Source organism: Hymenobacter metallilatus (genome assembly GCF_003944705.1).
GTDB classification, from domain to species: Bacteria; Bacteroidota; Bacteroidia; order Cytophagales; family Hymenobacteraceae; genus Hymenobacter; species Hymenobacter metallilatus.
This window is the reverse complement of record NZ_RWIS01000004.1, coordinates 277,031-288,959: the sequence shown is the minus strand read 5'-3', so window position 1 is coordinate 288,959 and position 11,929 is coordinate 277,031. Positions and strand designations below refer to the sequence as shown.

Sequence of the window (11,929 nt, the reverse complement as noted above, 5' to 3'; positions counted from 1 at the left end):
CACTTGGAAACGCCCGAACCCACGTACCTGGCCCGCGCCGGGCGCATTATGCAGCGCATTGAGGCCCTGGCCGCCATCAGTGAAAACGCCGAGGGCGTTACCCGCCGCTTCGGCACGCCCGCCTTCGTGCGGGGGCAGCAGTTGGTACAAAGCTGGGCTGAGGCCGCCGGCCTGCACACCCGCCTCGATGCCATCGGCAACGTGCGCGCCCGGCTGGTGAGCCGCCGGCCGGGCGCGCGCACCTTCGTGGTGGCTTCGCACATTGATACGGTGGTGAATGCCGGCAAATTCGACGGGCCGCTGGGCGTACTGCTGGGGCTGGACTTGCTGGAAAACCTGGCGTCCCGAGGCGCGGACCTGCCGTTTCACCTGGAGCTGATTGCCTTCAGCGACGAGGAAGGCGTGCGGTTTCACACCACCTACCTGGGCAGCAAGGTGGTTACCGGCGCCTTCGAAAGCAGCCTGCTGGCACGAAAAGATGCGGACGGCATCACGCTAGCCCAGGCCATTGCCGACATGGGCAGCAACCCGGCCCGCATTCCGCACGACACGCTGCCGGCTGCCGGCTGGCTAGGCTACTTTGAGGTGCATATTGAGCAGGGGCCGGTACTCTGGGAGCGGAATATCCCGGTGGCGCTGGTAACGGCCATTGCCGGCCAGCAACGGGTGGAGCTAACCTGGCGCGGCATGGCCGGCCACGCCGGCACCGTACCCATGCACATGCGCCAGGATGCCCTGGCCGGGGCCGCCGAATTTGTGCTGGCCGTCGAGCAATTCGGCCGCCAGCACGCCCATGAGCTGGTAGCTACCGTAGGCAAGCTGGACGTGCGCCACGCGGCCAGCAACGTCATTCCCGGCGAAGTGAGCTGCAGCCTCGACCTGCGCAGCCCCGATGCCGCCCGCCTGACCACCGCCGCCCAGCAAGTGCAGGCCCTGGCCCAGGCCATTGCCGGGCGCCGGGAGCTGCACCTCACCTGGACCCCCGTGCAAACCACCGCCCCCGCCACCTGCGACGCCGGCCTGAACCAGCTGCTGGCCCGGGCCATTGCCGAAGCCGGCCACGAGGTGGTGCCGCTGGTGAGTGGGGCCGGGCACGATGCGGTACCGGTTTCGCAGGTGGCGCCGGCCACCATGCTGTTCGTGCGCTGCTTTAAAGGCATCAGTCATAACCCCCTGGAAAACGTGGAGCTGCCCGATCTGGCCGCCGCCGTGGAAGTTTCGGCACGTTTTCTTTCTTTGCTGATTACCCATTTTGTTGAGTCGGAAAACCCCCGAACCGCTTGAGCCAACGGGCTGTGGTATACCCGGCAGAATCAGCGAAAAATCTCTTAAATCTGTGCTTCATGAATCTTAGCTCCGCCACCCGTTCCGTCGTTCGGCGCAACCACGCCATTATTGCTCCTGATGGCTACATCAACAGCAACGTGCCCGGCTGGACCGGCGGCACCGTCAACGTCATCATCAACGAGCAAATGGGCGCACGCCTGTGCCAGACGCTGGTTACGCTGCGCGCCGAGGGCCGGCTGGAAGGCCGCACCGAGGCTTCGCAGATCTTCTTCTACGTGGTGGAAGGCGCGGTACAGGCTACGGCCGGCGGCGAAACCCGCCCGCTCAGTCAGGGCCAGTTCGTGTACGTGCCGGTGGGGCAGGACTACCTTTTTGAAAACCCCGCCGAAGGCACCCAGCTGCTCACGTTTCATAAGGTGTACGAGCCGCTGGCCGGCCACGCTGCGCCCGGCATTGTGTGGGGCGAGAAGGACGACAGCAAGGCCCCCGTGTATATGAACGATGAGGCCCTGCGCATTCAGGAGCTGCTGCCCAATGAGCTGGGCTTCGATATGGCCGTAAACATTTTTACCTACGACCGGGGTGGCCACCTGCCCATGGTGGAAACCCACATTATGGAGCACGGCCTGCTTTACCTTGCCGGCCAGGCCATCTACATACTCGACCAGGAGTGGTACCACGTCCGCCAGGGCGACTCCATCTGGATGGCGCCCTATTGCCAGCAATGGGCCACCTCCGTGGGCAGAGAGCCTTCAGTGTACATCTACTACAAAAACGTCAACCGCTTCCCAACGGTGGTATGATGCATGTGTGGCCCTGAAGTAAAACGTCATTCCGAGCATGTGGCGAATCAAGCCAGGGACGCAGCGGAGCCGAGGAATCTCGCGTGCTGAGGTTGCAATAGTAATCCAACGTCAGCTATACCAGGGGCCGCACCCCTAGCATTTCGGGCAGGCTGAGGTTGCAATAGTAATCCAACGTCAGCACGCGAGATTCCTCGGCTCCGCTGCGTCCCTGGCTTGATTCGCCACATGCTCGGAATGACGTTCTTATTACCTGATGTTCTTATCAATTTCCTTCCTCTATGACCTTACCAGAACTCAACAACCTGCCGCCTGCCACCCGCGCCGAGGAGCTGCACCGCTGCTGCGGCTCCGCGGCCTGGGTGGCGGCGCTGAATCAGCAGTTTCCTTTTGCTGATGCCGCCACGCTTTACCAGGCCGCCACGCACACCTGGAACGGCCTGAGCGAAGCCGACTGGCGGGAGGCGTTTGCGCATCACCCCAAAATCGGGGACGTGGGGGCGTTGCGGGAGAAGTTCGCCAGCACCAGCACCTGGGCCGAGGGCGAACAAGGCGCGGTACGGCAGGCCTCGGAGGAAACCCTGCGGGCGCTGGCGGCCGGGAACGAGGCTTATGAGCGGCGGTTCGGCTACATCTTCATTGTGTGCGCCACCGGCAAATCGGCCGCTGAGATGCTGACGCTGCTGCAGGCCCGGCTGCCCAACCCGCCCGAGCTGGAAATCCGGGTAGCCGCGGCCGAGCAGGACAACATCACCCGGATTCGCCTCGAAAAACTACTTGCCGCATGAGCCAGATTACTACCCACATCCTGGATACCACCCGGGGCCGGCCCGCCGAGGGCGTTACCATTATCCTCTCACATCAGCAACCAGCTGGCTGGCTGGAGCTGGCCCGGGGCCGTACCAATGCCGATGGCCGCCTGCCCGACCTGCTGCCCCCCGGCCAAACCTTGCCCGCCGGCGTGTACCAGCTGCATTTTCTGGTGCAGGAGTATTTTGACAAGCTGGAAACGCCCTCGTTTTACCCCTTCGTGGAAATCGTGTTTTCGGTGACTTCGGCCGAGCATTATCACGTACCGCTGCTGCTGAATCCGTTCGGCTATTCTACGTATCGGGGCTCCTGAAATCGACTTGTGCAGGGCTACAACCCCAGAACGTCATTCCTCGCGGGGCTCGAAATGACGTTCCTGATATGTTCTGCCTGACTTTTCTACCCTTTCCGACTGCTACTTTCTCCTCTCATTCCCACTCTCTACTCCATGAAACTCAGCCTCCCGGCTTCCGAAAAAGCACAGCTCCTGGACCAGCTTGGCGCCGCCAACCGCCGTTTCCAGCACACCTACCCCGGCGACAAACCCGACCGCCAGCCGGTGCATACCGTGTACGGCGGGGCTAACCTGTTCAAGGCCGATACCTGCCAGCGCATGGGCGACATTGCCCTCCATAACCTGCGCACCTACGCGCCCAACTTTGCGGAGCTGGCCCGGGTGCTGCGGCTGCAGGGCCACGAGCACCTGCCCATGCTCCAGGCCGATATCGAGGCCCTGACGCAGCGCCTGGAAAAGCTCAGCCCCGAGGAGCGCAAGCGGGAACCTGCCTGGCTGCCGTACTCCATCTACCAGAAAGTGGTGCGCAAACTCCAGACCGAAGCCGTAGAAGACTTCCGCATCGATTTCGAGGACGGGTTTGGCAACCGCCCCGACGCGGAAGAGGACGCCACGGCCGTGCAGGCCGCCCGGGAGCTGGCCCAGGGAATGCGCCAGGGCACTATTTCGCCCTTCATCGGCATCCGCATCAAGCCCTTCACCGAGGATATGAAGGACCGGGGCGTACGCACCCTGGACATCTTCCTGACGACCCTGCTGGCCGAAACCGGGGGCAAGCTGCCGGCCAACTTTGTGGTAATGCTGCCCAAGGTGACCATTCTGGAGCAGATGACCACCATGGTGCGCCTGTTTGAGCTGTTGGAGCAGGCCAACGGCCTGGAGCCCGGCACCCTCAAGATGGAAACGATGGTGGAGGCCACCCAAATCATCATGGATGAGGAGGGCCGCAACCCACTCCTGCGCATCATCCGGGCCAGTGAGGGGCGGTGCGTGGCGGCCCACTTCGGCACCTACGACTACACGGCTTCCTGCGGCATTACGGCCCGCTACCAAACCATGGCCCACCCCGTATGCGACTTTGCCCACCACATGACCAAAGTGGCGCTGGGCGGCACCGGCATCTTCCTTTCCGATGGCGCCACCAACGTCATGCCCATCGGGCTGCACCGGGGTGAGAACCTGACGTTTGAGCAGCTGCGCGAAAACCGCGAATCGGTGCATAACGCCTGGCGGCAGGGGTTTCACCACACCACCCATTCCCTCATCAACGGGCTGTACCAGGGCTGGGACCTGAACCCTGCCCAACTGCCCATGCGCTACGCGGCCACTTACCACTTCTTCCTCAGCAGCTACGATGATGCCGTGCACCGCCTGCGCACCTTCGTGGAGCGAGCCGCCATTTCTACCCTCACCGGCGACATTTTCGATGATGCGGCCACCGGCCAGGGCCTGCTCAATTTCTTCCTGAAAGCCCTGAACTGCGGGGCCATTTCGGAGGAGGAAATTCAGGCCACCGGCCTCACGCTGGAGGAAGTACAAACCCGCTCGTTCTACCGTATCCTCCAGGGCCGTCGCGCCAGGAAGTAACGCCGGTACGGAATAGTAAAAACCCCAGCCGAACGCCTGCTTTCCAGCAAAGGAAGAGGTATTCGGCTGGGGTTGTTGCTGGCAACCCAGGCCCGCAGAGCTATTCGGTAACATTGCGAGGCTGAAATTATTGAATTATTACCAGCGTGTGAAGGAATTGTAGTATTCCGGGTCGAGTCATCTTATCCTACCAGTCGGCCTCTACATTTGGCGCAAATCCTGCGCCGTGCCGACTGACAACGTACTTGGACTTCTGGACCGAATCCGAGCTGATGACTACCAGGCTTTCGAGCAGCTGTTCGAAACGCACTGGCAGGCCCTGTACCGGTACGCGCACAAAGTACTGCGCCGCGTGCCCGAAGCCGAGGACATCACCCAGGAGTTGTTCTGCGACTTGTGGGCCAACCGCGCCCAGCTCCGCGTGCATACCAACGCGCAGGCTTACCTGCTGGGTGCTCTGCGCAAGAAAATCCTGACCAGCTTCCGCGACGAAGACATCCGGGCGCGCCACCTGCGTGTGCTGGGCACGGACCAGGAAACCACCACTGAAACTACGCTGCGCAGTTTGATAAGCCGCGAAACGCGGGCGGCCATTCAGGTGCGGGCGCGCCTGCTGCCGCCCCGGGAGCAGGAGGTATTTGTGCTGGCCATGCTGGAGGATTTCTCGGTGAAGGAAATGGCGGAGCGGTTTGCCACCTCCGAGCAAACTGTTCGTAATCAGCTCAGCAGTGCCTTGCACAAACTGTCGCCGTTTCTGGTGCGGCTGTTTGGCTAAGTGGTAAAACACCAGTTGATTACTGGTTGCAAGTCTGTCTGCCAATGTTACGGCTTGGTTAAATTGGGGTAGGGGAGTAGTTGGAACGGGGCGGGCGTGCAACTCATATAGCAGCGGGTTACCCTGCCACCCACTTAGGCAGCGTTTCCACCGGGTAGCGGCCTTTCGTCAGCCGTATCCTCTTTTTCTCGTTTGAGTGCCCTTCCCCTTTAAGGGCGCGGCGGCTCTTTGCTTCTTCTATGTCCCGTTCCTTTTTGCTGGCCGCGCTGCTGTTGTGCGGCACCCCCGAGCTGCTGGCTCAGAAACGCCCGGTCCCTAAGCTGCTGGTGGGCATCATGGTCGACCAGATGCGGCCCGACTACCTCACCCGGTTCTATGACCAGTTTGGGGGGCAGGGCTTCAAACGGTTGCTGCGCGGCGGATTTCAGTGCCGCAATACGCACTACAACTACGTGCCCACCGTCACTGGCCCTGGCCACTCCTCGGTGTACACCGGTACCACGCCCCGCTACCACGGTATCGTGGGCAACTCCTGGTACGACCGGCGGCTGCGGCGCGACGTGTACTGCACCGACGACTCCACGGTGCAGCTGGTGGGCACTCCCAAAGGCATGGGCGTTTCGGCCCGCAACCAGGTGAGCACCACGCTCGGCGACGAAATGAAAATGGTATCGAACGGGCGTAGCGTGGTGGTGGCCTTGTCGCTCAAGGACCGGGCCTCGGCGCTGCCGGCCGGCCACATGGCCGACGGGGCGTTTTGGTTTGACATGAACACCGGCGACTTTATCTCCAGCACCTACTACGTGCCGGTGCTACCCAAGTGGGTAGCCGATTTCAACGCCCAGAAAAAGGCCGATTTCTACCGCCAGCAGACCTGGACGCCTTTGCGGGGGCCGGAAGCCTACCTGAACAGCGTGGCCGATTCCAACGCCTTCGAGCGCATATTCAAGGGAAAAACGGCGGCCACTTTTCCGTATGAGCTCAGCAAGCTGGCCCCGCTGAACCCGCCGGCCTACGAGGCCGTCAACATCTCGCCCTTCGGCAACAACCTGCTCACCGACCTGGCCCTGGCCGCCCTGGCCGGCACCGAGCTGGGCCGCGACGACGTGCCCGATCTGCTGGCCCTGAGCTACTCCAGCCCCGACCCGGTGGGCCACACCTTCGGCCCGCTGTCGAAGGAGGAAAACGACCTGTACCTGCGCCTCGACCTGGAAATTGCCCGTCTGCTGCAGGCCCTCGACAAAACCGTGGGCAAGGACAATTACACCATCTTCCTAACCGCCGACCACGGGGCCAGCGAGGTGCCCAAGTACTTGGCCCAGCACCAGGCCCCGGGCGGCGCCCAAACCCACGCCACGCTCAACCAGGGCGCGGCCGACTTCCTGATCCAACAGCTGGGGCCGGGCCAGTGGCTGGAAACCGAGCGCAACAACATGTACTACCTCAACCGCCCGCTCATTGCCAGCCGCAAGCTGGAGCTGGCCCGGGTGCAGAACCTGCTGGCCGACTACCTGCGCGAGCAGCCCGGCATTGCCCAGGTGAATACCACGGCTCAGCTGCTCACCAGCGGCACCGGGGCCTTCCTGGAAACCAAGCTGCAGAACGGCCTCTACTACCAGCGCTTCGGGGACGTGCGCTTTGAGCTGCAGCCGGGCTGGACCTGGGAGCTGGGCGTGGGGGCCACCCACGGCTCGGGCTACCTCTATGACAGCCACGTGCCGCTGCTCTGGTTCGGGGCCGGCATCACGCCCGGCGTCAGCTACGAGTATCACAGCATCACTGATATAGCGCCTACGGCGGCTATGCTGGTGGATAGCAAGCTGCCCAGCGCCTGCACCGGGCAGCCCATCGGGGAAGTGCTCAGCCCGGCCACCCGCTTGAAACGCCGCAAGTAGCTCCAGCCAGTCAATATTACGCTTTTGTTATATCAGGCTGCCCGGATGGTTACTCTGCTCAGCTTGTGCAACTTGTTTATGAAGCCTCGTCCGCCCCGCCCTCTGCCCGCCCGCCTGCTGTATTCCCTGCGAAGCCGTGCCCGCCGGCGCCAGCAGCGGGAGCAATGGCTGGATGCGCTGGTGGCGGCCACTCCGGACGATGCAGAGCTCCTGAACGAGGAGCAGGCTGCTGACCGCCAGCAGCGGCTGTTGCGCACCATCCGGGCCCGTACCCAACCCCTCGGGCAGGTACGGCGGCTGTGGCCGGTGCTGCGGGTGGCGGCGGTGCTGGTGCCGTTGCTGGTGGCGGCGGTAGTGTGGTGGGGGCAACGCGAAGCCCCGGCGCTGCACTACACCACCGGCATTGGGGAGCAGCGCGAGCTGGTGCTGCCCGACCACAGCCGCGTGTGGCTGCGGCCCCGCTCGTCGCTGACGTGGCGGGCTGCACCAGGCCAGGGCCGGGAGGTGCGCCTGCGGGGCGAGGCCTTCTTTGCCGTCACCAAAGATCCGGCGCATCCTTTTGTGGTGCGAACAGCAGCGGTGGCGGTGCGGGTACTGGGAACATCCTTCCTGGTGAAAGCCTACCCACAGCTGCCCACTACCACCGTGCTGGTGCGCACCGGCCGGGTGCAGGTGGCCGGGCCGCAGCGGGAGCTGGCCGTGCTGCACCCCCAGGACAAGCTGGTGTTCAACCCGGCCTGCCAGCAGCTCACGCTCACCCACCACAAGTACACCGCCAACCTGACCACCAACCAGATGCTGACGTTCGAGCAGGCTTCCTTGGCTGAAATCCTGCTGACCCTCGAAAACTACTACCCCGTACGCTTCGAGCTACGCCCCGATGCGCCGGCCGTGGCCCTGAGCGGCTCCCTCGACCCGGCCCTTTCCGCCGACCAGATTACCGACGTGCTTAATACCCTGCTTCACCGCCACCACCTGCGCATTTTCCGGCGCACCGCTACCACCTACCGGGTAGAATAAGGCGCGCCGCGCCTGCCCAAACCTCTGTTTCTGCTCCTCTCACATCGGCCGGTTTCCGGTCGGCCGGGCCACGCCTTGCCCATTTTTCACCCTTCCCTATGCTACACCTCAACTCCTTCCTCATTGCTCGTACGCCGCGGCTGACCGGCGCCCTGCTGCTGCTGAGCCTGGGCAGTGCCTTCGGGGCGCAGGCCCAGAGCAGTACCCGCGAAGTAGCCTATTTCGCTGTGCCGGCCGGCCCGCTTACCAGTGCGCTGCAGCAGCTGCAGCGGCAGGCCGGCGTAAGCATCGTGTATGAGGCCCGCGACCTGCAAAGCAACCAGGTAGCCGCCACCGAGCTGCGTGGGGCGCGGGTTGGGGATATTCTGCGGCAGCTGCTGCGCAACCAGCCGCTGCGCTTCGAGGAAAAGCAGGGCGTTATTATTCTGCAACCGACCAGCCCGACGGCCCCAGCGGCTCCCGGCAAGCGGGCCACGGAAGGCCGGCGGGTGAAAGGCCGGGTAACGGAGGCCAGCGGGGCGGCCCTGCCCGGGGTGACGGTGCTGGTGAAAGGCACCACGGTGGGCACGGTAACCAACGGGGCCGGCGAATACACGCTGGACTTGCCCGAAGGTGCCGAAACGCTGGTGTTTTCCTTTGTCGGCTACCTGGCCCGGGAGGTGGCGGTGGGCGAGCAGGCAACCATTGACGTAGCCCTGGTGCAGGATGCCAAGCTGCTCAACGATGTGGTGGTGATTGGCTACGGCTCGGTGAAGAAAGGTGAAGTAACCAGCGCTATTACCTCCGTGGACCCGCGCGAGTTCAACCGGGGCGTGGTGGCCACGCCCGACCAGATTTTGCAGGGTAAAGTAGCCGGCCTGAATATCACTCGCAGCGGCGACCCAAACGCTACGGCCTCGGTGGTGCTGCGCGGGGCTTCTTCCCTGCGCACGGGCCAGGCCCAGGAGCCGTTTTACGTGATTGACGGGGTGCCGGCGGCCTCCATCAACCTGGTGGCCCCCGACGAGATTGTGAGCATCGAGGTGCTGAAAGACGCCTCGGCCACGGCTATTTACGGGGCCCGGGCCGCCAACGGGGTTATCCTCATCACCACCCGCCGCCAGAAGCCCAGCGCGGCCGTATCGTACAGCGGCTACGTGGGTCTGGAGCAGGTATCGAACACCCTTGACATGCTTAGCGGCGACGAGCTGCGGGGCTACCTGGAAGCCAATAACAAAAGCCTGAGCCCCGCCGATAACGACGCGGGCACCAACACCGACTGGCAGAAGGAGGTGATGCGCACCGGTTTGAGCCACAACCACACCGTCAGCTACGGCGGGGGCTCCGAGAAGTCGGCCTTCAATGCCAGCGTCAACTACTTCAGGCGGGAGGGCGTGATGAACACCTCCGACAGTGAGCGGCTCATCGGCAAAATCAACCTCGACCAGAAAACGCTCAAGGACAAGCTGCAGCTGCGCTTCACGCTCACCAACTCCCTGCTCAAGCAGCACCTGATTCCGGAGCTGGTGTATAAGAACATGTTCACCCACCTGCCCACCACCAACATCCGAAACCCTGACGGCACCTATAAGGAAAACCTGACCCGCACCCAGTACTACAACCCGGTGGCGCTGCTGGCCCAAAACCGGGAGGAGCGGAAAATCAACACCCTGCTCGGTAACGCCAGCGCCCAGCTCACCCTACTCAAAAACCTGACGAATACGCTCAGCCTGTCCATGCAGAATGAGGCGGTGAAGGGCGGGGCCTACCAGGGGCGGGAGTCGCCGGTGCCGAATGCTGCCAACGTGACCGGCCTGGCCGCCAAAGGCCTGGCCCGGCGCTACAGCGTGGAGAACACCCGCAAGATCCTGGAAAACTACCTTACTTATAACCCGCTCAATACGGCCGCCCACAACCTGAAAGTGCTGGTGGGCTACTCCTGGCAGGAAGACAAAAACGGCGACGGTTTCCAGACCGATACCCGGGGCTTCGTATCGGACCAGTTGGGCTACAACAACCTGGCCCTGGGCAACCCCGGCGGCGTGGCCCCCAACTACGACGCGGCCATTGCCGGCTACAGCCTGGGCATTTCCACTCTGCGCCTGATTTCCCTGTACTCGCGGGTGAACTACGGGCTAAACGACCGGTACTTTCTGCAGGTGTCGGTGCGGCGCGACGGGTCGTCGGCTTTTGGCCGGAACAACCGCTGGGGCACGTTTCCGGCCGCTTCCCTGGCCTGGAACTTGGCGGGCGAGAACTTTCTCTCAGGCTTCAGGAAGCTTAACGAGTTGAAGCTGCGCGTGGGCTACGGCATTACGGGCAACTCCCTGGGTTTCGACCCGCTCATTGCTACCCAGCGCTACAGCAGCGTGGGCACGTTTTACTACAACGGGGCCTTCATCAAGGCCATCGGCCCCACCCAAAACCCCAACCCCGACCTGAAGTGGGAAACTACGGCCATGCTGAACGTGGGCCTGGATTTCGGCCTGTGGCAAAACCGCCTCGGCGGCACGGTGGAGTACTATGATAAGCGCACCTCGGACCTGATCTGGAACTACCCGGTTTCCACTACCCAGTACTTCGTGAACACGCTCTACGCCAACGTGGGCGAAATCAGCAACAAGGGCCTGGAGCTGACGCTGAACGCCGTGCCGGTGCAAACCAGCAGCTTCCAGTGGAGCCTGACCGGTACGCTGGCCCACAACGTGAACAAGGTGGAGAAGCTGGCCAACGAGCAGTTTCGCCTCGACCAGGTGTACACGGCCTACCCCGGCGGCTCGGGCCAGAGTGGCATTTCTACCCAGGTGGTGAAGACGGGCTACCCCGTTGGGCAGTTTTTCCTACCCGAGTACGCCGGCCGCGACGAAAACGGCCTTTCCCTTTTCTACAAGGCCGACGGCTCTACTACCGGCTCGCCTACTCTCAACGACTACAAGTACCAGGGCAACGCCCAGCCCAAGCTGCTGTACGGCCTGAGCAACACGGTAAGCTGGAAAAACCTGGATCTGAACTTCTTCCTGCGCGGAGTGCAGGGCAATAAGATTCTGAACGCTACGCTGGCCAACCTGAACATCCCGGCCCAATCGACGGCCAACAACCTGCCGGCCTTTTCCCTGGATGAGCCCTACGCCGACAACCGCGCCAACTACTACTCCAACCGCTACCTCGAAAACGGCTCCTACCTGCGCCTGGATAACGTGACGCTGGGCTACAACCTACCCCTGAAGAGCGAGTACGTGAAGCGGGCCCGCGTGTACCTGACCAGCCAGAACCTGCTGACGATTACCAACTACCGCGGCATCGACCCGGAAATGAGCCTGGGCGGCCTCACGCCCGGCCTCGATAACAACAACTTCTACCCTAAAACCCGCTCCTACGTGCTGGGCGTGAACCTGGACTTTTAGTCCAGAGCAGGAAACTCATACGAAAGCCCGTCCTGCTGAGCTTGTCGAAGCATCTCTACCGCTTCGTTGCAACG

General features: G+C 62.9%; 9 protein-coding genes. All 9 read left to right on the top strand.

Annotation, left to right across the window (positions count from 1 at the left end; genetic code table 11):
- Positions 1–3 precede the first annotated feature (3 nt).
- Positions 4–1,284 carry an allantoate amidohydrolase gene (locus EI290_RS08625; protein ID WP_246008895.1) on the top strand — a complete coding sequence of 427 codons (1,281 nt, stop codon included), beginning with the start codon at positions 4–6 and terminating at the stop codon, positions 1,282–1,284.
- A gap of 59 nt (positions 1,285–1,343) precedes the next feature.
- Complete coding sequence (gene allE / locus EI290_RS08620) at positions 1,344–2,090, top strand: (S)-ureidoglycine aminohydrolase (protein WP_125428714.1); 747 nt, start codon at positions 1,344–1,346, stop codon at positions 2,088–2,090.
- Positions 2,091–2,371: 281 nt separating this feature from the next.
- A complete protein-coding gene (uraD, locus tag EI290_RS08615; RefSeq protein WP_125428711.1) occupies positions 2,372–2,878 on the top strand; it encodes a 2-oxo-4-hydroxy-4-carboxy-5-ureidoimidazoline decarboxylase in 507 nt (168 codons plus the stop codon).
- Positions 2,875–3,213 (top strand): hydroxyisourate hydrolase, encoded by a 339-nt coding sequence (gene uraH / locus EI290_RS08610; protein ID WP_125428709.1) that lies wholly within the window; start codon positions 2,875–2,877, stop codon positions 3,211–3,213. The genes uraD and uraH overlap by 4 nt, the downstream gene beginning before the upstream one ends.
- Before the next feature lie 135 nt (positions 3,214–3,348).
- Positions 3,349–4,782, top strand: coding sequence for a DUF6986 family protein (locus EI290_RS08605; protein ID WP_125428707.1), 1,434 nt, complete (start codon positions 3,349–3,351; stop codon positions 4,780–4,782).
- 226 nt (positions 4,783–5,008) lie between these two features.
- Positions 5,009–5,557 (top strand): RNA polymerase sigma factor, encoded by a 549-nt coding sequence (locus EI290_RS08600; RefSeq protein WP_185816908.1) that lies wholly within the window; start codon positions 5,009–5,011, stop codon positions 5,555–5,557.
- A gap of 239 nt (positions 5,558–5,796) precedes the next feature.
- Positions 5,797–7,452, top strand: a complete 1,656-nt coding sequence (locus EI290_RS08595; protein WP_125428703.1) for an alkaline phosphatase family protein — start codon at positions 5,797–5,799, stop codon at positions 7,450–7,452.
- A gap of 78 nt (positions 7,453–7,530) precedes the next feature.
- Positions 7,531–8,472, top strand: coding sequence for a FecR family protein (locus EI290_RS08590; RefSeq protein WP_185816907.1), 942 nt, complete (start codon positions 7,531–7,533; stop codon positions 8,470–8,472).
- Between the two features lie 98 nt (positions 8,473–8,570).
- Entirely contained in the window at positions 8,571–11,855 is a 3,285-nt protein-coding gene (locus tag EI290_RS08585; protein ID WP_125428699.1) for a TonB-dependent receptor, read from the top strand.
- The last annotated feature ends 74 nt before the right edge of the window (positions 11,856–11,929 follow it).

Coding starts and splice junctions, on each gene's coding strand:
- allE (WP_125428714.1), top strand. CDS start 1,344: ATGAATCTTAGCTCCGCCACCCGTTCCGTCGTTCGGCGCAACCACGCC.
- EI290_RS08595 (WP_125428703.1), top strand. CDS start 5,797: ATGTCCCGTTCCTTTTTGCTGGCCGCGCTGCTGTTGTGCGGCACCCCC.
- EI290_RS08585 (WP_125428699.1), top strand. CDS start 8,571: ATGCTACACCTCAACTCCTTCCTCATTGCTCGTACGCCGCGGCTGACC.
- EI290_RS08605 (WP_125428707.1), top strand. CDS start 3,349: ATGAAACTCAGCCTCCCGGCTTCCGAAAAAGCACAGCTCCTGGACCAG.
- uraH (WP_125428709.1), top strand. CDS start 2,875: ATGAGCCAGATTACTACCCACATCCTGGATACCACCCGGGGCCGGCCC.
- uraD (WP_125428711.1), top strand. CDS start 2,372: ATGACCTTACCAGAACTCAACAACCTGCCGCCTGCCACCCGCGCCGAG.
- EI290_RS08590 (WP_185816907.1), top strand. CDS start 7,531: ATGAAGCCTCGTCCGCCCCGCCCTCTGCCCGCCCGCCTGCTGTATTCC.